This is a genomic window from Castellaniella sp. S9 (assembly GCF_027257175.1).
Taxonomy (GTDB): domain Bacteria; phylum Pseudomonadota; class Gammaproteobacteria; order Burkholderiales; family Burkholderiaceae_B; genus Castellaniella.
This window is the reverse complement of the sequence record NZ_JAPFGD010000010.1, coordinates 19,457-43,625: the sequence shown is the minus strand read 5'-3', so window position 1 is coordinate 43,625 and position 24,169 is coordinate 19,457. Positions and strand designations below refer to the sequence as shown.

The following is a 24,169-nucleotide window of genomic DNA, read 5'->3' as shown; positions in this document are numbered from 1 at the left end:
AATACCCCAAAAAAAGCCCGCCTGCGCTATTCAGCAGGCGCCCGGTTCACCTCTCGATCCCCAGGGCCCGCGCATGAAATCGCAAATGATCATCGATCCACGAAGCAATGAAATAATAACCGTGGTCGTAGCCTTCGTGGCGCCTGAGTGTCAAGGGCTGGCCGGCATCCCGGCAAGCCTGCTCGAACACCTCGGGCAGCAATTGTCCATCATGCAGGAAACCGTCGGCCAGTCCCTGGTCGATCAGGATGCCCTCGGGGTAGGGGCACCTCGTGTCCCGCATCAGCGACGAGGCATCGTAGCCCGCCCAGCGCGATTCGTCGACGCCCAGGTAGGCCGTGAATGCCTTGCGCCCCCAGGGACAGCGGCTGGGGGCGGCGATCGGCGCGAAGGCCGACACGCTGTGGAAACGGCCCGGATGGCGCAGCGCCAGCACCAGGGCGCCATGGCCGCCCATCGAGTGGCCGAAAATCCCCAGGCGCGCGCCATCGGCGCCCAACTGGCCGACGGCCAGGTCCGCGAGTTCCCTCGCGACATAGCTTTCCATGCGATAGGCGCGCGCCCACTCGCCCTCGGTCGCGTCCAGGTAGAACCCGGCACCGGTGCCCAGGTCCCAGTCCGCGTCCTCGCCCGGCACGCCCGCGCCGCGCGGGCTGGTGTCGGGGGCGATCAGCATCAGGCCCAGATCGGCGGCCAGGCGCTGCGCGCCCGCCTTGATCGGAAAGGTCTCCTCGGTGCAGGTCAGGCCGGCGAGGTAGAACAGCGTCGGCACCGGGCCGCCGCAAGCCGCCTGCGGCGGGACGAATGCGGAAAAGCGCATTGGCAGGCCGATGGCGGTCGAATCATGGCGATAGAAGCGCTGCTCGCCGCCGAAGGCGCGGTGCGCACCGGTCAATTCAAGCATGCGGCCCCCTAATACATGACCACGGAACGGATGGACTCGCCGCGCTTCATGAGATCGAAGCCCTCGTTGATCCGATCCAGCGGCAAGGTATGAGTGATCAGGTCGTCGATGTTGACCCGGCCTTCCATGTACCAGTCCACGATGCGGGGCACATCGGTGCGCCCGCGCGCCCCGCCGAAAGCGGTGCCCTTCCAGACCCGGCCCGTGACGAGCTGGAACGGCCGCGTCGAGATTTCCGCGCCCGCCTCGGCCACGCCGATGATGATGGACTGGCCCCAGCCGCGATGGCAGCATTCCAGCGCCTGGCGCATGACCTGCGTGTTGCCGATGCACTCGAAGGAATAATCGGCGCCCCCGTCGGTCAGGGCGATGATCGCCTCGACGACGTTGTCCACCTCGGCGGGATTGACGAAGTCCGTCATGCCGAACTGGCGCGCCATGGCCTCGCGCGCGGGATTGAGATCCACACCGATGATCTTGCCCGCGCCCACCATCCGCGCGCCCTGGATGACGTTCAATCCGATCCCGCCCAGGCCGAACACCACCACATTGGCGCCGGCCTCGACCTGGGCGGTGAACAGCACGGCGCCCAGGCCGGTGGTCACGCCGCAGCCGATGTAGCAGATCTTGTCGAACGGCGCGTCCTCGCGCACCTTGGCCAGCGCGATCTCGGGGACCACGATGTGATTGGCGAAGGTCGACGTGCCCATGTAATGGTGCAAGGGGCGGCCGTCGATGCTGAAGCGCGAGGTGCCGTCGGGCATCAGGCCCTTGCCCTGGGTCGCCCGGATGGCCGTGCAGAGATTGGTCTTGCGCGACAGGCAGGACTTGCACTGCCGGCACTCGGGGGTATAGAGCGGGATCACATGGTCGCCGGGCTTGAGGGTGGTCACGCCCGGCCCCACCTCGAGGACGACGCCCGCCCCCTCGTGTCCCAGGATGGCGGGAAACAGGCCCTCGGGGTCGGCGCCCGACAGCGTGTAGTAGTCGGTATGGCAGATCCCCGTGGCCTTGACCTCGACGAGAACCTCGAAGGCCTTGGGGCCCTGGAGGTCGACGTCTTCGATGGTGAGGGGTTCGCCGGCCTTCCAGGCGACGGCTGCTTTGGTTTTCATGGATAGGGCTCCTGACGACGCGCGGTCGCGCGAATCCTGGCGCGAGGCCGCTCAAGCGGCCTACCGTAGCAGGTTCGCGCGGAATGCGCCAGCGCGCCCGCCAGCCGGGCCGTGCGGCGCCGGACGGCCCGGATCGCCCCTGCCGGCGGTGCTATGCTAGGCCACTGCCCGCACCGCACCAGGAGACGCCATGGCCGAGCCCGCCCCCTTCCTGCGCATCGCCGCCCGTACCGCCGAGATCGGCGGCGCCCTCATGGTCAACCGCCTGCTGCCGTCGCGCCATCGCCGCATGATAGGCGCCTGGTGCTTCCTCGATCACGCCGGCCCGGCCTCGTTTGCGCCCGGCGGCGGCATGCGCGTCGGCCCGCACCCGCACATCGGCCTGCAGACCTTCACCTGGATGATCGAGGGCGAGGTCCTGCACCGCGACAGCCTCGGCAACGTCCAGACGATACGCCCCGGCCAGGTCAACCTGATGACGGCCGGGCGCGGTATCGCCCATACCGAGGAGTCGCCGGCCGGGGAAACGGTCCTGCACGCGGCACAATTGTGGATCGCCCTGCCCGAGGACCACTGGGACTGTCCGCCCGCCTTCGACCACTACCCGGACCTGCCACGCTGGTCCGAGGCCGGCTGCGACTGCACCCTGCTCGCCGGGTCGTGGGGAAAGCACCAGGCGCCGACCCGGCTGTACTCGCCGCTGGTGGGCCTGGACCTGCACAGCGTGTCGGGCGCAACCTTGAAGCCCGCCCTGGAGCCGGACTTCGAATACGGTCTCATGGTGCTCGAAGGCGCGGTCTCGATCGACGGCCAGACCTTCGCGGCCGACGAGCTCGCATACCTCGGCGGCGGCCGCGAGCGCTGCACACTGGTACTGGCGCCCGCCGCGCGCGCCATCCTGGTGGGCGGCGAACCTTTCCCGCACAACGTGCACATGTGGTGGAATTTCGTGGCCCATGATCGCGCCCACATCATCCAGGCCCAGCGCGACTGGGAAAGCGGCGACCCGCGGTTCGGCGACGTCCCGGGCTTCGATGGCGCGCGGCTGACGGCGCCGGCGCTGCCGCCGGGCTACTGAGGCGCCGACCCCAAGCGCCGCTCGAGCGCGTGCAGGGCCATCACCAACAGCATGCCCACCCCCATCACCAGCACGGCAATGACCAGGGCGCCCCGATAGCTGCCGGTGGCCGCGGCGATGCCTCCGGCGATGGCGGGGGCGACGATCTGGGCGATCCCGTAGCTGATGGTGAGCTTGGCCATGGCCTTTGAGGAGTTCCCCGGGAAGCGCCGGCCGATCAAGGTCAGCGTCAGGCTGACCAGGCCGATGCACGTGCCCCCATACAGCAAGGCGCTGAGCAGGTTCAGCCAGGGATCCTGCGTCAGCACCGGCAACAGGATCGAGACCGTCTGCAGGCCGAATCCCAGGATCAGCGCCCGCAGGGTGCCGGTCCGCTGGGCGATGCGGTCCCACAATAGACTGGAGGGCACCGCTGCCAGGCCGACGGCCACCCACAGCCAGACGCCCCGCCCGGCAAGCAAGGGCATTTTCTCGACAATGGCGACGATGAAGGTCGCGCTGACGACGTAGCCGAAGCCGGCGCAGAAGTACGCGCCCAGCAACAAAGCCATCCAGCGCCTCGACGGCGGCGACGCCGATGCCGGCTTGGCGTCCACGGCCGCCGGTTGCGTGTCCATGCCGGTCGGCGCGGGCACCCACAGCCATGCCGGCACGAGGAACGCCGCCCCCAGCACGCCCAAGGCCACCCATTGCTGCGCCCAATCGAGCCGGTCCAGCATCAGGTTGACGGCGATGCCCGAGACCATGATGCCCAGCCCCAGGCCCGTGAAATGCAGGCCGAGCTCGGCGCGATGGCCATTGCGCATCAACCAGTCCAGGACCAGGCCCGAGGCGAGCAGCATGCCCGCGGCACCGGACATCCCCCCAAGCAGCCGCAGCAGGGCCCAGGTGCCGACGTCACTGGTCCAGCCCATGGCGGCGGTGCTGAGCGCCGCCACGATCAGCCCCAGGCGATACAGAACGTACTTGCGGCGCATGTCGGTCACGCCGGCGGCGATCAGCACCCCCGCCAGATAGCCCACATAATTGAACGTCGCCAGCCAGCCGCCCGCCAGGTAGGACAGGCCCGCCTCGGCACGCATGACCGGCAGCAGCGGCGTATAGGCAAAGCGGGCCAGCCCGACGGTGAGGATCAGGGCACAAATGCCGGCGCACAGGACCCGGTGGGGCGAGGCGCCGTCGCCGTCCGCAAAGGCGGCATCCGTCATGGACATGGGAAAGTGGGCTCGAATGGACGACACCGCCATACTAGTGGCGCTCCTCATCGACCCGCAAGACTGCCTGGCTCTGGTAAAACGCCAATTGACGCATCCGCGCCCCTAAGGTTAAACCTGAGGGCCGGGCCGCCCACATCGGCGCGTGCATAAGAACGAATTGCGCCAACCGGCGCGATATCACCACAAGGAGACCACCGTGAACCCTGTGAAGCTGTTTGCCCTAGGCCTGAGCCTGTCGCTCGCCGCCCTGCAGCCTGCCGTGGCGGAAAACATTTCCATCGCCACAGGCGGCACCGGCGGCGTCTATTACCCGGTCGGCGGCGGCCTCGCCTCCCTGCTGTCCAAGAAAGTCGCCGGCATGGAGGCCACCGCCGAGGTCACGGGCGGCTCCGTCGACAACCTGAAGCTCCTCAGCAACGACGCGACCTACATCGGTTTTTCCATGGCCGACGCGGCGCAGGATGCCTACAAGGGGGAAAACAAGTTCAAGGGCAAGGAGGAACCCGTACGCACCCTGGCATCGCTGTATCCCAACCACCTGCACCTGGTGACCGTCGAAGGCCGCGACATCAATACGATCGCCGATCTCAAGGGCCGCCGGATCTCCTCGGGCTCGCCGGGCAGCGCCACCGAGGTCATGGCGCTGCGCATGCTCGAGGCCGCCGGCCTGTCCAAGGACGTCACGCGCGAGCGCCTGAGCGTCGCCGAGTCGGTTAACGCCCTCAAGGACAACAAGATCGATGCGTTCTTCTGGGTGGGCGGCCTGCCCACGGGCGCGGTGACCGACCTGGCCAACACCCCGGGCACCACGATCAAGATGATCGACAATGCCGACCTGGTCACGGCGATGAACGAAAAGTACGGCAAGCTGTACGTCAAGGACGTCATCCCGAAATCCGTCTATCACGGCATGGACAAGGACAACCAGCAGGCCAGCGTGATGAACATCCTGGTGGCGAACGCCTCCATGAGCGACCAGACCGCCTATGACATCGTCAAGACGCTCTTCGAGAGCCGCGACGAATTGATCGCCGTGCACAAGGCCACGGCCGAGTTCAAGCTGGACAAGCAATCGCCCGAATCGTCTCCCATCCCCTTCCATCCCGGCGCCATCAAATACTACAAGGAACACGGCATCAAGGCCTTTGATTGACGCCGCCGCCCTCGCTCCCCCGGCCCCATGACGGCGGCCGGGAGGCGTCTTTTTCGGCTCGCATCCACGACGCGACAAGGGCCCGCAGCGGCCCGGCCCCATCGGAAGACATCGGATGAACGAACCAGCAGCACACAGCAAGCCCGCCACCGATCAGGACGTCACCGTCAGCGAAGAGGCCCTGCGCAAGGCCGAACACTACATCGAGGAGGAAGAAGGCGCCGCCAACCGCCTGACCGGCTGGCTCGGCGCCGCCCTGGGCACCGTCGCGGTGGTCATGTCCCTGTTTCACCTGTATGCCGCCTACTCCATCGTGCCCACGCAGACGCTGCGCCCGATACACGTGGGCTTCGTGCTGTTCCTGACCTTCCTGATGTTTCCCGCCGCCCGCCGTTTCCGGCACCGCGTCATGTGGTGGGACTGGATCATCGCCCTGCTGTCGGTCGCCATCGTCGTCTACCTGATCCAGGGCGGCGACGACTTCACCGACCGCAACACGCTGCCCAACGGCTGGGACATATTCTTCGGCACGGCGCTGATCCTGCTGGTGCTCGAGGGCATGCGCCGCACCATCGGCTGGATACTGCCCGTCATCTCGATCTGCTTCCTGCTGTACGCCTTTCTGGGTCCGTACCTGCCCCATCCCTGGACGCACCGGGGCTACGACCTCGGCCGCATCGTGGGTTTCATGTACATGACGCTCGAAGGCATCTACGGGGTGGCCGTCGACGTCTCGTCCTCGCTGATCATCCTGTTCACCATATTCGGCGCCTTCCTGCAGTACTCGGGCGCGGGCAAGTTCTACATCGACTTTTCGTTCTCGGCCATGGGCGGCAAGCCCGCGGGGGCGGGACGCACCGTGGTGCTGGCCTCCTTCCTGCTGGGCGGCCCGTCGGGCTCGGGCGTGGCGACCACGGTGACCCTGGGCACGGTGGCCTGGCCCATGCTGGCCAAGGTCGGCTACGACCGCAACGCGGCCGGCGGCCTGCTGGCCGCCGGAGGCCTGGGCGCCATCATCTCGCCGCCCGTCATGGGTGCGGCGGCCTTCATCATCGCCGAGTTCCTGCAGATCTCGTACCTCGACGTCCTCATGATGGCGATCCTGCCGACGGCGCTGTTCTACCTGGCGCTGTTCTTCATGGTCGAAATCGATGTGCGCAAGTACGGCATGAGCAGCACGATCTTCAAAAAGGTCGACACCGTCTGGAACCTCACCCGCCACTACTGGTTCCACTTCCTGTCGCTGATCTCGATCGTGGCGTTCATGCTGTGGGGATTCTCGCCGGTCCTGTCGGTGTTCTGGGCCACCGTCGTGTCCTTCCTCACCAGTCTGCTGCGCCCCGACACCTCGATGATTCCCTACGACCTGTTCCGCGGCCGGGGTTCGATCAAGGAACACCTGCTGGGCTCGCCGCTGATCCAGGCGCTGAAGGCCGGTTCGGTAGGCATGCTGGGCGTGGGCACCACCTGCGCCGGGGCGGGGATCATCGTGGGGGTGGTGACCCTGACCGGCCTGGGCCTGAAATTCAGCGGGATCGTCATCGACTACGCGGGCGGCTCGCTGCTGCTGACCGCCGTCTACACCGCCCTGGTGGTCTGGATCATCGGCCTGGCGGTGCCCGTGACCGCCTCGTACATCATCTGCGCGGTCATCACCGCGCCGGCCCTGATCAAGCTCGGGGTGCCGGACTTCGCCGCGCACATGTTCATTTTTTATTACGCGGTGCTCTCGGAGGTCTCGCCGCCGACGGCGCTGTCGCCCTTCGCGGCCTCGGCCATCACCGGCGGCGACCCCTACAAGACCACCATGCAGTGCTGGAAATACACCATCCCGGCCTTTCTGGTGCCGTTCATTTTCGTGCTGGATCCGGGCGGCCAAAGCCTGCTGCTGATGGGCTCGACCAAGGCCCTGGCGCACGCCAACGTCTGGGAGATCCTGCGCACCACCGCCACGGCCGCCACCGGGATATTCGCCCTGGCGGTGGGATTCCAGGGCTGGCTGCTGACGCGCACCTCGAGGTTCGAGCGCTGGATATTCATTGTCTCGGGCTTCATCCTGGTCTATCCGGGGCCGATCGCCAACGGCATCGGCTTCGGCCTGGCCGCCGCCGCCCTGGCCCTGCATTGGGCGGGGTCTCGGCGCGCGGCGCGCGGTACGTCCGGCTCGGGCAACGCCTCCTAGCGCTGGATGCGCCCATCATTCAAACGAATGACCTCTGCGTATCAGATACTCCCGGTAGCGTAGATATTCCTGTCGGGAGCAGACCCGCACATTGCGGATCAGCCATTCGTCACACGCTTGCAGGTCACGCTGCGAAACGGGAGCCTCCTGACACCTGGGCCGGTCCGCCCTAAAAGCCTGATCGTCGTTCGTACCGTCTACCATGCGCATGGATCCACTTCATTACACAATCGTAAGCATTATTCCATCGGCATCCGGGCTGGACTATTCAAGAATTGCAAAAACCATTGCATCGCTCTTCATGGACAGGGCGACCGCACCATAGAATTATTAAATATTGTCATTGAACAGTATGACTTGGGAGCACTCTGATAAATTCGATTACGAGCTATTCATCCCCACCCGATCTGAGACATGCATCCGGCATTCCGCCGCTGGCCTCGCCGCGGACAGCACACAGCCCTGGCAGTCGTGGTTACGGCCGTCGCTTTTTTGCTGGCCATCCTCGGTCTTGCCTCGCGTACCGGCGACAGCCTGGCCATCCTGTGGCCCGCCAATGCACTGCTGGCCGCTCTGCTGCTGCGTTATCCGGCCTTGGCCATCCCGTCGGCCTGGGCCGGCATTCTGTCCGGCCTGACGCTCGCCAACATCCTCTGGGGCGAACCCCTGTCCCTGGCACTGTCGCACGGCTTGGCCGACCTGTCCGGCACCTTGGTCGCCTGGCACATCCTGGCACCCTTCGGAGCGCCGGAGGACCTGCGCACCCCGCGGGCCATCGCGCGTCTGTTGTCGGCCGGAATCGTCGCGGCCGCCACGAACGCGGCCATTGCCCTGACCCTCCTGCCTCACGGCGCCGGGTGGGCGCCAACGGCCGCCAACTGGTTCTTTGGGCAACTGCTGAGCTATAGCGCCTTCCTGCCCCCGATCCTGCTGCTCCCCCGGCGCGCCGCCGGCACAAAGGCCAAGCCCAATGGCCCGGCGGCCTCACCCGGACGGCTCGCCAGCGAACTGCCACCGATCATCGCGCTGATCGGCAGCCTGGCGCTATGCGTGCTGATTGGCGGCCCCGGCGCAGTGATCTTTCCGGTTCCCGCCCTCCTGTACGCCGCGCTCATCCTGCGCCCATGGGCCACGGCGTGGCTGGCATCGGCCACGGCCGTCATCGTCACCCTGGGCATTGCCCACGGCTGGATACCCGTCGGCGCCGAAGCCCTGCTCGCCCAGGGCCGGCCGTGGGACTTCGCCTCGCTGAGGCTGGGCGTCCTGTTGCTGGTGGGCGCGCCGCTGCTGGTCTCCGGCGTCCTGGCCGCCCGCAGCGACACCATCGAGGCCCAGCGCAGGGCGCTGGACCACGATGCATTGACGAAGACACTGTCGCGCCAGGCCTTCATGCGCGATGCGCAGACACACCTGCACGGCATCCAGCCGGGCTCGAAAGGCTGCGGCCTGCTGGTGCTGGACATCGACGACTTCAAACGCGTGAACGACACCCACGGGCATCCAGCGGGCGACCGGGTATTGCGCGAGTTCGCACGCACCATCCGCGAGGCCGCCCGGCCACACGACTTATGCGGCCGGATGGGAGGCGAGGAGTTCGCCCTGCTGTTGCCCGAGGCCACGCGGCAGGACACCGTGGAGATCGCCGAGCGGCTGCGCACCCGCGTGGCGGCGGCCGAGATCCTGCCCGCCCGCAGCGGCCCCTTGCGCATCACCGTCAGCATCGGCAGCATTCATGTGTCCCAGGCGCTGGCCGCGCCCCTGGATGCGCTTTTGGCGTATGCTGACCAGGCGATGTACCGGGCAAAGCACGCAGGAGGCAATCGAGTACGCGATTACGAGACCGAGGCCGAACCGCCGTCCGAAGCCCTTCCACGTCCTTCGGCGGCACCGCCGCACCCGCACAATAAGGCACAAGAGGCACCATGAACGGCCCCACCCATGACCACAGCGCCGGCCCGCCAGGGCTTGCAAACGCCCCTGCATCCTCGGCTGAGGCCATCGCTGTGCTCGAGGACGACATCATCATGGCCGAGCGGATACGGCAGATTCTGTCCAACGCCGGCTTCGCCTGCCAACACTTCGCTGAAGGCAATGCACTGCTCGCCGCCTTGCGCGGCCATGCGCCCTTCCGGCTGGTCCTGCTGGATTGGGAGCTGCCGGGAATCGACGGCATCGAGGTGCTGCACTGGATCCGCGCAAATCGCGGCCAATCCCTTCCGGTCATGTTCGTCACCAACCGCACGCATGAAAACGACATCGTCCAGGGCTTGAACGCCGGCGCCGACGACTATATCGGCAAGCCCCTGCGGCCGGCCGAGCTGCTGGCGCGCATCGGCGCCCTGCTGCGCCGAAACCGGCACGCGACGCCGCTCGAGTCGGACTTCGCGCTGGGGGACTTCACCGTCGAGGTGGCGTCCCGGCAGATCCGCCTGCGGGGCGAACCCATCCCCCTGACCCCCAAGGAATTCGATCTGGCCGCATTGTTCCTGCGCCATCCGTGGCGGCTGTTCTCGCGCGACGACCTCAGCGCCCTGGTGTGGAACCGTGAAGTACCCAGCACCTCGCGCACACTGGATACGCACCTGTCCAACATCCGCAAAAAGCTTCAGCTCGGCCCGAGCCGCGGCGCGCTATTGAGCGCGTCCTACGCGCTGGGCTACCGACTCGAACTCCTGTCCCCTCTCCAGTCCGAATCATGATCCCCACCGAGCATCCCCTGCCTCTCCGGTTCCCGTGCCTGCATGGCTTGCGGCTGGGCCTGCTGTGCGCGGCCCTGGCCCTGCCCCTCGCGGCGCCGGCCCAGCCCCTGGGCGCCCGCGGCGAGGATTTCCTCTACCAGGTGCAGGCCGGCGACACGCTCGAGCAGCTCGCCCGCCGCTACACGTCGCAATCCGCCCACTGGACGACCTTGCAGAACCTGAATCAGGTCCAGGATCCGTACGCCTTGCCGATCGGCGCCGTGCTGCGCATCCCCTTCGCCCTCATCCCTGAACGGCCCGCGGACATGCGCGTGATCCACCTCACCGGCACGGTCACGCTGGACGGCCGTCCCGTACACGAGGGCCAAACACTGGCGGACGGCCAGGTCTTGCGCAGCACCGGCAGGGGCACGGCCACCCTGCAACTAGAGGACGGCAGCCTGCTGACGCTGGCACCGGGCACCGAGCTGAAGGTCGGCCATGCCCGGGCCTTCCGGGACACCGGTCTGACGGACACCCGGCTCGATATCCGCCAGGGCTCCATCGAAACCATCGTCGCGCCCGAGGACACCGGGGTCGGGCGGTTCGAGGTCCGCACGCCGGCCACCGTCACGGGGGTGCGGGGCACGCGCCTGCGGGTCCACGCGGATGCCGGCGGATCGCGCCACGAGACCCTGCACGGCCGCGCCGCCGTGAGCGGCGGCGCGGGGCAGGCCGAGCAACGCATCGAGGCCAACCAAGGCATGGCCTACGACGAAGACGGCACCTTTCGGGGCGCCCGCCCCCTGCTGCCCGCCCCTCGCTTGCCGGCGGCACAGGACGCGGGCCCCGACAGGATGCTGGACTTCCCCGAGATCCCCGGAGCGGTCCGCTACCACATCCGGGCGTCCAAGGATGCCGACGGCGCCTTGCTGGCGCACAGCCAGCGCTTCGCCGGACCGCCGATACGGCTGCCGGCCCTGGGCGGCCTGTACCACGTATTCGTGCGCGCCATAGACGATCTCGGGATCGAAGGCCGGGACGCATCCATCGCCCTGCGCCTGCAGGCCGGCCTGACCAGCGCCGATGGTCTGGCGGTGTTGAGTACCGACGGCACACCCGTCGCCCTGCAGGCCTTCTGAACCAGCGACCGTGCCCAGCCGCCTCAGCCACCCTGGCCTGCATCGGCGCCTATGGGCTGAGTGGCTGGGCTTTACCATCAGCCTGGCCCTGCTGGCCATCCTGCTGTCCCTCTGGAGCAAGCTGCCCGTCATTCGCGAGATCAACCGCCTCAGCTACGACCTCAGCATGCAGGCGACGGCGCCACCGGCCGCCAGCCGCGACATCGTCATCATTGCCATCGACGATGCCAGCATCGAATCCTTGGGGTATTGGCCCTGGCGACGTTCGATCCATGCGGCGCTGCTCGAGCGCCTGGGGCCTGCGCGGGTCGTCGGGCTGGACCTCATCCTGTCCGATCCGCATCCTGCCCGTCCGGATGACGACGACATCCTCGCGCAGGCCATTGCCCGGCACGGCCGCGTGGTCCTGCCCGAGGTCCTGGACCCCTCCGGACAGCATCTGATCAAGCCATTGCCCATCCTGGCACAGGCCGCTGCGGCCATCGGCCGCATCGACGCCGAGCCCGATCCGGACGGCACCCTGCGCTGGATCGAGCTGCGCCGGACTCTCTCGCAAGGCCCCCCGCTGCCACATTTCGCCTTGGCGCTGGCACATGTGGCCGGCGACGCCGACGCCATGCGGCGGGCCGAGGCCATCGCCCCGGACACCCCCTCGCATATCCGGTTCGCGGATCCCGGCCGTGGCTATGTGCTCTACCCCTACACTGCCGTACTGAGCGGCCAGGTCCCCGAAGAAGTCTTCCGTGACCGTATTGTGCTGGTCGGCGCCTGGGCATCCGGACTCGGCGACCGACTGCCCACCGCCATCGGCGGCGGCCTGATGGCCGGCGTCGAGATCCTCGCCAACAGCCTGCAAAACCTGCGGACCTCCTCGTGGATCCGCCTGCCTACGCCCTTGATCCTGGCGCTGGCCTCGCTCCTGCCCGTCCTGCCGGTCTGCCTGGGCTTGCGTGTCCTGTCGCCGCGGTGGGGCCTGGCCTGCGCCTTGGGGGCATTGGCCGTCTTCCTCGCCCTCGACGCCCTGCTGATGCAATCGGCACGATACTGGCTGCCGCCGGCGGGTCCCCTAATCGCGCTCCTGCTCGCCTACCCGCTGTGGAGCTGGCGATGCCAGGAAGCCTCGCTCAGGCACATCGACGCGGAACTCGCACGGCTGCGGATCCCTCTGCGCGACGAGCCGCAAGCCGGCGGCCACGCCGGTCCCAACACGCTGCCCGAGCGAGCGGTCCGCCTGCATCGGGCGATCTCGCGCCTGGAACAGGCCGCCCAGACCCAGGAGGAAACCCTGGGTTTCATCTCGCATGACATGCGCTCCCCCCAGAGCACCATTCTGGCGGCCATCGAATTGCGCCGCGACGCGCCGCAGCAATGGTCCGAGGCTGACACCATGGCGCACATCGAACGGCAGGCGCACGCGACGCTGCGGTTGGTGGACCAGTTCGTCCAATTGGCCCGCGCCGAGTCCGCCACCCTGGACATCCATGCCTGCGACTTGCGGGATCTGATCCAGGACTGCTGCGACCGGCGCTGGCCCCGGGCGGCGCAACGCGCCATCGATCTGCAGTTCGACGGCGGCGAGCGCGAGGCCTTCCTGTCGATCGACAGGGACCTGATGGCCCGCGCCATCGGCAACCTCCTTGACAACGCCATCCTGTACAGCCCCGCCGGTGGCGCCATCCAATGCACCCTGACATCCGACGACCGGGCCTGGCACATCCACGTCCAGGATACGGGGCCCGGCATCGCCCCGGAACAGATCCGGCACCTGTTCACACCCTTCTGGCGGGCCTCCGCCACGGGAAACAAGCCCGCGGGCAGCGGCCTGGGACTGGCTTTCGTCCAGACCGTGGCGGCGCGCCACGGCGGGTCCGTCGGCTGCGAGAGCCGTCCGGGCGCGGGCGCGCGATTCACGATCAGCCTGCCGGCGTAGCCTCGAGACTCGTCCCTTTTCTGGTTCGTCCATTGGGACAACCCGTCGTGAGGCTTTCCAGCCTTCAAGCTGATTGGCACCCCGATCTGGAGTGAGGCGCCGGCGGGGCCATGGCAACCCTGCGTGAAGGGAGGAAATAAAGACTGTCGAGTTTCTCATAGGGCACACATTTCTGAAATTTCGAAGTAAGGTCTGTCGAAGAAGCGTTTTGCACCTCACTCTGCCAGCGACACTGAACAAAAGTCTGTCGAACACCGCCCATAACACTGAACAGTAGAGTCACACCAGTTCGTACTAATCCAAAGTCGCTAATCCATGATCGCGGTTGATGGTGCTCTGCGGGTAGGACTAAGGATAATCACCGACTGCCATGATTTGCCACTTTTAGGCCCATCGCGACGAGGCGGGCACGAATTATCCCCGTCTCCTGATCACCAAAGCATTTGTTCCTTCGCGCTGGGGGCGCTGCTGGGCGATGAACGCTATCAGCCTCTGCGTCTGCGGATTTCACGGAACAGTGCATTCACTGCATCGATGTCCTGCAACAACTCGTCTGGTTGCGTCACCGCACGCTGCTGACCCGCAGCGTGAGAATGCGCCCGGACGTTTCGGCAACACTTATCGTGCAGGCGTTGAACCTCGCGGTACTCCATATCCTGCACGATCATCACGCCATCGAGTCGACCAACAGAGATGTTGTCCCGGAACCGTACTACAGTTTCATTGAGAATCGTGTCCTCGATTCCGACCTCAATCGTCACCCGAAGGTCATCGTAGGCATTGCGGATCGCAAGCTGTTCTTCGCCCCCCGGTGGGTTGTTGAAGTTGGCGGCAATCCGCTGGTGATCGGCGCGATGTTGCTCGATACGATCACGGTGTCGTCGCATGTCATAGGGCAATCCTGCGTCGATGTATCCGGGGCCTTCAGCGCGATAGCTGATCGATTTCACACTGGGGGCCTGCCCGGCATCATCGCAAAGCGTAGTCAGATCCCCGAAGAACACTGCATCGTGGGTGAAGACGATGACTTGCCTGACGGCGGACTCCTCGACAATTCTTCGGGCCACGGCTGTTCGATGGTTGTGGTCGAGGCTCGAAACTGGATCGTCGAACACAATACCGGAAGAGGATTCCGATTGGTGGAGTTCCGCGAAAAAATATGCAAGCGAGCACATACGCTGCTCAGCCTCGCTGAGCACAAGGTGTGGGTCGAGCTGACTGTCCGGAAGGAGAATGCCGAGACGTACTGATCCCGCCTCACCGATCGAGCGGACCCCGACTCGAATATGGTAAAGATTAAGCTTCCTGAGTTCACCGTTCATCCTGTCGGCCAGCGTTTCACTGATGTAGGTCTTCGCGAGCTGTCCCGCAAATAGGCTGATCAGGCGCGTGTTACTGATATCGTCAAAGCAATTCTGAAGCTTCACCCGGCGGCCGAGATTACCGACCACCAGGGCAATGCTGTCTATGTTTTCGCACAGCAGGCGCCGCGCATCCAGTTCCTTCAGGCGAAGTCGCTTCGCCGCCAGAACCTCTGCGTCGAGGTTTGCGCGCAAGGAGGACGCCTCAGCACGCAAGTTGTCCGCGACCAAACCGATTGAAGTGGCCGGATTCGTGCTGCGGTACGCTGATCTATCTTTCCATTCCCCGCTCTCCACCGCAGTTCTGAGCCATTGAAGGCGAGAGAGCAGATCTTCCTGAAAGGTCAGGATATCGTCTGGCAGCGTCTCTATGCGCCCGCGCAGGCTGTCTAACACTACCTGGGGAACGGTAAACGTGACCGTTGCTTGTTTAACGTCGCGCACGATCTGTTGCCAAGCGTTGCGCGCAGTCTGAGCGACTTCGGACGCCGTGTCCCGGATATAGTGATCAAAGCGCTGCAAACGATCTTTCGCTTCCGGTGCCAGCTCCTGCTGGCAAAGCACGCATTGTGCACCTTCTCCAGTAGCCGGAAAGGCTTGGCCCGGATACGCTGCCCCAGTTGAATACTGGCGTGCGGCGTTAAACAGGAGCGCCCAGGGGCCTTGGCCCGTTCCAGGAAGCAGCGATGTAGCATCTTCGGTTTGCAGAAAGGCCGACGCCGCTCGCTCGGCGGCCTCAGCGTCCAGTAACCCTTGATGCGCCAACTGCATGGTATTGATCGCTTCATCGGAAACAACGCTAGCAGCGGAGCCGATGGCGTTGACCAACTTGTCGACCTCTGTCGCGACGTTGTCCAGCAGCATCGCCTTGGCCGTGGGATCAGCTTCGCTGATTTCCTGAGGCAGGTGCTCAAGCTCTGCCTGCTCGTCTACTGTGAGCACAGCAAATGCGTGCGCACGCACCAGATCCGTTGTGGCGCTGATCGGATGCACGGCCCGGCCCACTTCGGTATCAGCGGAAATAACGTTGAACGGCGTCACATCCACCATGAGCCCATCGATCTCCGCCTGAAGCTGCGGACGCAGTGCCTGACTGAGGCCGTTGGCCAACTGCTGAAGATAGGTCAAGGCGAGTGGCTGGAAGGTGGCAGCTTCCCGCTCCTGCAGGTAGTGGCGGGCGCAGTCGCCATCAAAGACAGAAATACCCCTGAGTTCGGGCCGAGAGACCTGGCCGCGTTGAGCGCTCCAGAGCGCATGATCCGGGGCACCATCCAGTTCGAAAACAATGGTGGCGCTCGATGTGAGCTGCGGAAAGTTCGGGTCATAGGCATTGGCATAGACTGTGCCAGGGCTCCTGGCGCGGCAGGCCTGCTTCAACACGCGTGCATAGCCTGACTTGCCGGTGCCGTTGCCTCCGTACGCTATGTTGAGGCCATGCGATTGGAACTGCAAGTTCTGATCACTCGGAATTTTCCCAACGTTGACCAGCGTATGCAGGGACGTAAGCACCACGGTTGCGCCCTGGTTCGCCTCAGCGGGAAAATGATCCCTGGCGAACGGGATCGGTTGCGGCGCAGGGTCTAGTTTGCTGCTAATTCCGTGATGTTGCTTGGCAAGGTCGAGAATTTCACCAAGATCTGCTTCGTCCCATTCTCCTTGAACACACAAGCGCCGCAGTGCGTCCTGACGCCACAGCGGGAGCCTATCTGCCCAGGCCAACACTTCCTCATAAATTGCCATGCCTCGCCCCCGAATTCCCAGATGAACTAAGCATACAGGCTAGTGCCACGCCTAGGGAACTGTCGCGGTCGACCACTGGAGGACCGAAAAAAGCGGCTGCCCGGCCTCTGTATCGGTAAAGTTCCCGCGTCTTTGTACCAAGCCACCAGCGTTCCGATTCCGGCGTACTGATGACATCTGCGACGCTGTGGCCCACAACACCGCGAGCTTTAGGGCCGCATGATTAGGCAATGAGGCGGCGCTGGTTTGTGATGAGGAAATTCCACTTCAGCCCACAACAAATTTATGTGCGGAATACCATGAGCCTACTGCTTTGGACACTTCAGAGCACCACTTGTGCTATCTTTATATCCACTTAAACTCCCAGCACACTGTCAATATATATATCAACTTAACCCTGCGATAAAGAAATTTCTAGGCGAATAAAAAGGTAGATTAATTTTGACATCGATATGTCAATGTCATATTAATAATATGTACCTGAACTCGGTCGCGCATTAACCTACTTCTGTACAGGCAATGCCATGCAGCCGCACAGGAATGAGTTCAGGCCTCAAGAAACCCCATGAGTGATGTGCTTCTACCTATGTTCTATAGCCGCCAAGACAATGCCGAAGAGCGGGCACGTCAGATTTTAGAAACGTATCGTTGGCCGGATGGACAGCCCTGCTGCCCAGAATGTAACTCCAGGCGTCCAATATATCGACAAACAAGGGATGGCGCAGTTGGTTATTACCGATGCCCAAACTTGCATAGCCCTGAAAATGGAACCGATCCAGGTAAGCCCTTAGTGTTCACGGTAAGGACTCGTACGATCTTAGCTCGCTCACACGTGCCTCTGGACAAATGGCTCTATTGTTTCCAGCTTCTATCCCAGCCCTCCGGCGCACGAGGGCCACTTATTTCGGCGACTGATCTGGCAAATCGCATCAATGTAAATCGAAAAACTGCGTCATCTCTGCTTGAACAGATTGACCAACTGCGATACGGCCACGTCCTAGATGAAGATAAAAACGAATTTCTGTTGAGGATGATGGCCCAGATGACTAGACAGCACATCTTCCCTACGCTATAGATCCAGCGTAAACTTATTGCAAGTCAACTGGACATATCTCTGTTTTCTAATCTGCCTGTCTGATTAATATAAAAAGTGTAAGCAGTCGGGGATTCATTCGCTTCACCAACTCAAGCTCTACCAGCCTACTGCACATAACGCGCTATTTTTGAGCTTGTTGTACGACACTGCCTCGATTTGCTGCGGAGCTTCGCCTAGCAACGCGCGTAACCATGCTTATTTTTGATTGATATATGAGGAGAGCACACATGCAATAGAGTTAATAAACTCACGGGAATTGCACAAAAGCCAGCCTCTTCTTCCGAAGAGAGCTGACCTCTAGTAGACGTATGTAGGCGGGAACCTATTTACATGATGCTAGAGTCAGACGGTGTTGTCAAGCATCGGAGGGATGGTTTTTTTCAAAAATTCATCCCTAATAATTCCCCGTTTCCATTTTTAAGAAAAGCTACACAACATATGTGAGCAGGGAGAGTGATATGGCGCGCAATGCGTTAATTAGCGAAAAGCGGCTTCAAACGATTGAATCAAGACAGCTGGAATTGCGCTGGGGCTCTGAGTACCGGCCTGCAATGCTTGCTACGCGTGACGAGGCGCCCACCAAAAGCCGTCCATCGACGATGTACTCAAAGAAGCTTGGCCGGGATCTGCACTTCATGTCACAGCCTGAACGACATGTATGCTTACTTGGACTCTATAACCCTAATGTCTTCGATATCCATGAACAGCATATGCTTCATACGCTCGAAGCTCCACATCCACTGGCGGGTCGCGGTGATACAAAACTGATGGCCTTGCGGCCTTTTAAAGGCACTATCGACGTCGCCGAGCGACTGAACATCTTATCTAAGCACCCTGTGATTTGGCTTAAAACTGATGAGGGCGACTCAGTTCGATTGCCATTTCCCTATCTGGGCGACCTATTGTTGTTCCTAAACGACGACCGAGGTCCATACTGTGTGAATTGGAGCGTAAAGCCCACGCATGAAAGCTTTATTGACCGTAAAGTGCCTCCAACCCGAACCGCCGTGACTGGTGCATTCCATACCAATGGGCAACCCTTAGCCTTACGACATCACCTCGAAAAACTGTATTTTTCTGATGCAGAGATTACCACTCACTTTGTAGCGTCCGAGAGTCTGGACACACAAGTGATCTCCAATCTACAAACGTTATACCTACGGGCACAACGTCCCACCGCCTTATCTTCAATAGTAAGAGAACGAGTCATTAGCCGTGTTCAAAAAATTATTGATACACCAGAGACACTCCTCTCACTACTACCCAGCCTAACCAAAGAACTGCAATGCAGTAGAGAAGGTTGTCTGACGGCGTTTTACCAAGCGATCTGGTTTCGACAATTGCGGATTGATCTGCACAGGCCGATTTTGCCGGATAAGCCGCTGAATCCAGAACGCTCCGACGTCTTGCTGGACTATTCCTACTTATTTGTGAGGTGAACGATGCAAGTTGGTACTCCTCTTACTGCTCCCAAAGGCTTTCAGCTCCTTGAAGCTGGCCTCACATACTATCTGCTGTGCAGCGACCGAGCAACGAAAATTGTTCATCTTGTTCTGTTTACAGCCGCCGATGGGCGGCCGCTGGCATATCTATATTCATTACCGCGTGACTTATTTGAAACTGGCCTCACGGACGGCATCATCACGAACTCTTCAGCCCGCATTGGCGTGCCACCGTTTCTCAAAAAAAGGCAAGGCCAAGACCTAAGCATGATTGATCTACAGTGTAAAAATAGGAAAAAAAAGAAAAGTGATCTAGAGCGAGCAGAAGAACGCCTATTCCTAATCGCTCCATTGCTTGAGCGCAGACAACAGATCATGAGTTCTCCCAATCCGGAAAAAGAGATCAATAGCTACGCCACTGCAAATAAACTAAATGCACAACGTATACGATTATGGTTTTTTTCATATCTATGTTTTGGCCAAAGCTTATGGACACTAACTCCACGCTATTTCAACTGTGGTCATTGGGATCGCCTCAAGCATCCTGGCCGTGCAAAACTTGGGCGCCCATCGATCGCACGCGGCGCTCTTGCAGGCCTTCGCTTAACTGCCGAGGATATAGAAAGAATTAAAACCTCTTACAAAAAACGTCGTGCAGACGGGAGAACACTGACCTCCATCTATCAAGAAGCCATGGCTAGGGACTTCAACGCGCATAGCGTTACTGACGAGTATGGTATCAAGCGAATTGTATCCAGTGGCACCATCGTGATTCCGACCATAGATCAATACAGGTATCAGATTAAAAAGGCTTTTGGACTTACCGAAGTTCAACGTGCGCGCTGGGGCGAAACTAAACATCGACGGCGTAACGCGCAACACCGGGGAAAATTCTCAAGCTCTGTCAGCAATCTACTAGAGCGCGTAGAGGCTGACGCGTACTTTTGCGAAGATCGGCCCAAGAGTTATATCGATGACCAGCCTCTACCACCACTATGTGTTGCTCGCGTAGTAGACACCGCCTCTGCATTGCGCCTCGGCATCGGATTTTCTTTCGGATCTGAAACAAATGAGGCGTATAACGCTGCACAATTTTGTGCAGCAATATCGAAGAAAAAATTCTGTGCCCTATTCAATATCAATATCGAAGAACATCAATGGCCATCAAGCGGGCTATCACCGTATTTAATCACTGACCGGGGGCCAGGCATCAAACGCGAACCAGGCACACAAAACCTCAATGAGGCAGGGGTGCTCATTATTCGCGAATTCACACCGTCCGGGCAGGGGCAAAGTAAAGGCATCGTTGAGTCTTCGCAAAGGCGCGTCACGAAGCAAGAAGGCTTGCCTCGATATAAAACCAGCAATTTGACACCTTACACAATGGCTGTTCGTGAGATCAGAAGGCTCCTCGCGGAAAATCAAAGCGCCAACGCTATTGGTCACATGACTCCGGAAATGAAGCGACATGGGGTTGCGCCCAACCCTACCGGTATTTATAACTTTCTGAACGATCGAGCACGCAACGATGGCCTGACGATCACCTTCGATGAAGCTGCTCGTCGATTTTTAACAAAAGTCACCGTATCTGTAGGGCGCGACGGTGTCACACTACTATCGCAGAGATACAACTCAGACGCTTTGCTAAAGACTGGCATTCTGCAACGCACAGGCAGATCAGGAATACGACGCCTTGAGGCCTTCCTCCTTCCTCTTTGTGTGCGCCATATCTGGATCAGCGTGGACTCTCGACTAATTGAGGTGGACGCGCAGCTAAACCTTCGCGATGACCCACAAATGCTATTCCGTAGCTACGCAGAGTTACAGAATGAAGATGGCATCCTGAAGAAAAGGAAAGCGGAGCAGCGTACCCATACTCATGCGGCAATTATCGAACAATTGGGAAAATTCGAAACAGACAATGGGAAGCAATGGCATTCGCGGCAAACTACGCGACGCCTTCCTTCTGCTCACGCTCAGCAGCGACGTACCAGCGTCAAAGGTACCAAAGCCCTTCTGACAGGTAAATCCTATGAATCCTAATTTTGCAAAGGTGTTGAACAGCAGATTCGACGAACTGAACGATTTAAGCGTAATAAAACAGCGTGTAACCAAAATACCGCCATCACCAAATTCCCTCATGAACACACAAAGTGACATGATCAGGAATCAAATCACCCACTTGCTCAATGAGCTGTATATCCCTACGACAGCAGATCTAAAAATTCTGCACCAGCTCATTGGAGACATGAGGGCTCATTGCAAAAGCGTATATCAAACTGAGCAACAGTTTTTAAGTCACATCTATACACCACTCGATGATTTCCTAGTTAATTGGCACGCACCTATTTGCCTAACCGGGCCAGCAGGTGTTGGAAAAACCTCTATGCTGCGAGCGTTAAAGCGTTTACTACCGGTGGCTTCGGAGATCGAAATCGGGCGAGGCCATGACAACATACCAACGCAATCGTACTGGCACATACAGGTTCAAAGTCTCTCGACTTCTACTGCTCTACTGAGTCCTTTCGTTCACACCCAGTTAGGGGATAACAACGGGAGGCCTCGTCAAATAGTACCTCTATGCGCCAAAATCGCCTACAAATCCGGAGTTTCACTTTTAGTCTTAGATGAACTCCAGTTTCTAACACAAAGCAGCACCGCCAACACCTCGGTGACAAAATGTTTATACCAAATGGCATACATTGGTCTACCGTTTATTTTTGCCGCGAACTATAGCCTTTGTCGATTACTTCAAAGGCGTCCAGAGCAAGACAGACAACGCTTACTCTCTAGGCCGCAAATCTTGCTCCCAGCAACACCTGATTCGCCCGACTGGTCTGAATATCTTTCTGCGATCCAAGCAGTTTTAGGTGACAGTCTTCATATTGACTTGGTGCGCGAGCGTTACGTAATTTATCAATTTACCGCCGGGCTAAAACGCTTAACTGTGCAGTTAATAACGCTGGCCTACCACTTGGTATGGGAAAAGGGACTGCGACAAGTCACAGAAGCCGATCTGCGCAATGCTTTTGATCATACTGAATACGCGACAGCTCGCGAACAAGCTTCCGACATGCTGTCTCCTTACACTCAAGCCAATAAACAATACGAATGTCCATTTCCATTGCCCAAAGTGACCGCTGCCGTTCTTGCCGATCATCAGAAATTATTGCAGCAGCAATTATTGGCCAAGAAAGTTCAAACAGATGCACTCCCTTCGGCAGAACGTGAAGCTCTGGGTGTCGTCAAGCAGCCCAAAGCTCCAAAGGCATCAAGGAAAAGAAAGGTCACTGCCGACGAGCTACGTCAGGCTGCTTATAGACGTCAAAGTCGCCGCCCAATCAATTAGCGTGCAAGAGGCTACAGCATGGATAGCTTTGAGAAATTGCTTGAATTAAATCTACGACTACCAATCACATGTTGGTTCGAGGACGAGACGCTATATAGCCTCTGTTGCCGCTATCACTACGTAACGGGCAACACATTGGCAAGCATCAGCAATTCACAATTATTCGGTCATCCTCGCCATGGGAGCCAACACGACTTTGCATCCAGAATCAACGTCTTCGTCGAACGAACACAAGGCCATTTTGGTGTGACCTCAGAAGAAATCATATACAAGCACACGATTCTTCCATTTTTCCTTCGTTGGAAATCTGCACAAGAAGCGCAAGATCTTGTACACACCTTGAGCCAGGGTCACGCCAGTGCTATAAAAAGTCGCCTCGGGCTGCCGTCTAGCGGATTGCGAGCGCATCATCCGCTTAAAGCATGCCCATCGTGCATGAGCAACGATCAACTACTGTTTGGTACGTCATACTGGCATCTAACGCATCAGCTACCTGGCGTATGGGTTTGTCCAACTCACGGATGCATGCTCCTAGAAAGCACTAAAAAATCCACTGGTATCGGGCAATTTTTATGGTACCTACCGCATAAGGGATCATTCTACGAAACCCCAAGCAATCCGCTCGCGTTCTGTGCAAAATCGCTATTACAACGACTGGCGAATATTGTTGTTGGCGCCAACAGCCTCTCTTGGGACACATATATTGATTCGATCAAACTGTGCGCTATCTATAGAGATGCTCTGTACTCACATGGCCTATTGCGAGGCAACACTCAGATCGCACTGAAAGAAGCCGCAGATAGCTATTTCCGATTCTTGCTTCCGCTGCAAGAATCTAGCCTTGACCTCCCTTTACCGTTAAGCCCCGACAGAGCAAAACTGCAACTATCGCGATTACTAAGCCATCCTCAACGGTCTACTCATCCGCTCAGACATCTTTTGATCATTCTTTGGCTCTATGGGCAGTGGGATACGTTCTGGTTTGCATACACACATCCTCCCTACAAACGCGTTAACTATGGCTTATCAAAAGCAGCGAGCACAATCCCATCATCGACCAAAAGCCTACGCGTCGAGGAACTCCTAAATTTGGTTAACAAAATGGGGCTAACAATTTCAAAAGCAGCCGCTCAAGTCGGGGTGTCGGTATCGACCGCACAAGCATGGGCCAGTAGCCAAGGGGTACAAGTAGATAGACGATCAAAACTGCCAAAGCCAACCATACAAAGTATCGTCTGTGAGCTGCGCACAGGTGCAGACAAAGCGATCCTGGCAGCTAGGCATCAGGTTTCCATCCAAACTATCACGAGGCTTCTTCGGACTGAATCGGGCCTACATCAAGATTGGAGAGATGCACGGATCGAAGGCCAGCGCATGATAGCTAAGCGCACCTGGATGGAAACTATAGCCAGGCACCCAGACGCTATACTTACAGAGTTGCGCACCTTACAGCCTGCGTACTATTCTTGGCTGTATCGACATGACAAACAGTGGCTCATTCAAAGTCTGACATCTATACCCAAATATCTGCCTACAAGCCAAGCTCGTGTTGACTGGGGCAAACGCGATGAGCAATTAGCGTGCTTAATTGAAAAAATTGGGCAAGAAATTATTAGCCAGCAAAGCCCTATCAAACCAGTCCGGCTACAGCAACTATACCAAGTTATCCCGAAGCTTAAGCCCTATCTAGGGAAGCTAGATCGTTTGCCACAAACGAGAAATGTGATCGAACAAATTCGCCAAAATCACATAATGCACTCGAATCACCGTTATAAAGCATAG

At 60.1% G+C, this 24,169-nt stretch carries 16 protein-coding genes; 12 read left to right on the top strand and 4 right to left on the bottom strand.

Features of this window, described 5'->3' with window-relative positions; translation table 11 throughout:
• Positions 1-46: 46 nt before the first annotated feature.
• Positions 47-904, bottom strand: a complete 858-nt coding sequence (gene fghA / locus OOZ48_RS15710; RefSeq protein ID WP_269499765.1) for an S-formylglutathione hydrolase — start codon at positions 902-904, stop codon at positions 47-49.
• Between the two features lie 8 nt (positions 905-912).
• The gene (locus tag OOZ48_RS15705; protein ID WP_269499764.1) at positions 913-2,019 is read right to left on the bottom strand and encodes an S-(hydroxymethyl)glutathione dehydrogenase/class III alcohol dehydrogenase; all 1,107 of its coding nucleotides are present in this window, start codon (positions 2,017-2,019) and stop codon (positions 913-915) included.
• A 190-nt stretch (positions 2,020-2,209) separates the two neighbouring features.
• On the opposite strand from OOZ48_RS15705, the gene OOZ48_RS15700 reads away from it, so the two are divergent.
• Positions 2,210-3,097: a pirin family protein gene (locus tag OOZ48_RS15700; protein ID WP_269499763.1), complete on the top strand. Its 888-nt coding sequence runs from the start codon at positions 2,210-2,212 to the stop codon at positions 3,095-3,097.
• Here the strand turns inward: OOZ48_RS15700 and OOZ48_RS15695 are convergent.
• Positions 3,091-4,311 (bottom strand): YbfB/YjiJ family MFS transporter, encoded by a 1,221-nt coding sequence (locus OOZ48_RS15695; RefSeq protein WP_269499762.1) that lies wholly within the window; start codon positions 4,309-4,311, stop codon positions 3,091-3,093. The two genes, OOZ48_RS15700 and OOZ48_RS15695, sit on opposite strands and share 7 nt — an antisense overlap.
• Before the next feature lie 199 nt (positions 4,312-4,510).
• Between OOZ48_RS15695 and OOZ48_RS15690 the strand changes: the two genes are divergently transcribed.
• The 6 genes from OOZ48_RS15690 to OOZ48_RS15665 all read left to right on the top strand — a co-directional run bounded on the left by OOZ48_RS15690 (position 4,511) and on the right by OOZ48_RS15665 (position 13,399).
• Positions 4,511-5,467: a TAXI family TRAP transporter solute-binding subunit gene (locus OOZ48_RS15690; RefSeq protein ID WP_269499761.1), complete on the top strand. Its 957-nt coding sequence runs from the start codon at positions 4,511-4,513 to the stop codon at positions 5,465-5,467.
• A 115-nt stretch (positions 5,468-5,582) separates the two neighbouring features.
• Positions 5,583-7,649, top strand: coding sequence for a TRAP transporter permease (locus OOZ48_RS15685; RefSeq protein ID WP_269499760.1), 2,067 nt, complete (start codon positions 5,583-5,585; stop codon positions 7,647-7,649).
• 414 nt (positions 7,650-8,063) lie between these two features.
• Complete coding sequence (locus tag OOZ48_RS15680; RefSeq protein ID WP_269499759.1) at positions 8,064-9,575, top strand: GGDEF domain-containing protein; 1,512 nt, start codon at positions 8,064-8,066, stop codon at positions 9,573-9,575.
• Positions 9,572-10,348, top strand: a complete 777-nt coding sequence (locus OOZ48_RS15675) for a response regulator transcription factor (RefSeq protein WP_269499758.1) — start codon at positions 9,572-9,574, stop codon at positions 10,346-10,348. Before OOZ48_RS15680 ends, OOZ48_RS15675 begins: the two co-directional genes overlap by 4 nt.
• Positions 10,345-11,469: a FecR domain-containing protein gene (locus OOZ48_RS15670; RefSeq protein WP_269499757.1), complete on the top strand. Its 1,125-nt coding sequence runs from the start codon at positions 10,345-10,347 to the stop codon at positions 11,467-11,469. Before OOZ48_RS15675 ends, OOZ48_RS15670 begins: the two co-directional genes overlap by 4 nt.
• A 10-nt stretch (positions 11,470-11,479) precedes the next feature.
• Complete coding sequence (locus OOZ48_RS15665) at positions 11,480-13,399, top strand: CHASE2 and HATPase_c domain-containing protein (RefSeq protein WP_269499756.1); 1,920 nt, start codon at positions 11,480-11,482, stop codon at positions 13,397-13,399.
• A 485-nt stretch (positions 13,400-13,884) separates the two neighbouring features.
• On the opposite strand, the gene OOZ48_RS15660 is transcribed toward OOZ48_RS15665, so the two are convergent.
• Positions 13,885-16,500: an AAA family ATPase gene (locus OOZ48_RS15660; protein WP_269499755.1), complete on the bottom strand. Its 2,616-nt coding sequence runs from the start codon at positions 16,498-16,500 to the stop codon at positions 13,885-13,887.
• 565 nt (positions 16,501-17,065) lie between these two features.
• Here OOZ48_RS15660 and OOZ48_RS18590 point away from each other — a divergent pair.
• The 5 genes from OOZ48_RS18590 (at position 17,066) to OOZ48_RS15640 (ending at position 24,169) form a co-directional block, all read left to right on the top strand.
• Positions 17,066-17,575: a transposase gene (locus tag OOZ48_RS18590; protein WP_442867600.1), complete on the top strand. Its 510-nt coding sequence runs from the start codon at positions 17,066-17,068 to the stop codon at positions 17,573-17,575.
• Between the two features lie 479 nt (positions 17,576-18,054).
• On the top strand, positions 18,055-19,035 hold the full coding sequence (locus OOZ48_RS15655; RefSeq protein ID WP_269499754.1) for a hypothetical protein: 981 nt from the start codon (positions 18,055-18,057) through the stop codon (positions 19,033-19,035).
• 3 nt (positions 19,036-19,038) lie between these two features.
• Positions 19,039-21,081, top strand: a complete 2,043-nt coding sequence (locus OOZ48_RS15650) for a hypothetical protein (RefSeq protein ID WP_269499753.1) — start codon at positions 19,039-19,041, stop codon at positions 21,079-21,081.
• Positions 21,071-22,387 (top strand): ATP-binding protein, encoded by a 1,317-nt coding sequence (locus tag OOZ48_RS15645; protein ID WP_269499752.1) that lies wholly within the window; start codon positions 21,071-21,073, stop codon positions 22,385-22,387. The genes OOZ48_RS15650 and OOZ48_RS15645 overlap by 11 nt, the downstream gene beginning before the upstream one ends.
• Positions 22,388-22,405: 18 nt before the next feature.
• Positions 22,406-24,169, top strand: coding sequence for a TnsD family Tn7-like transposition protein (locus OOZ48_RS15640; protein WP_269499751.1), 1,764 nt, complete (start codon positions 22,406-22,408; stop codon positions 24,167-24,169).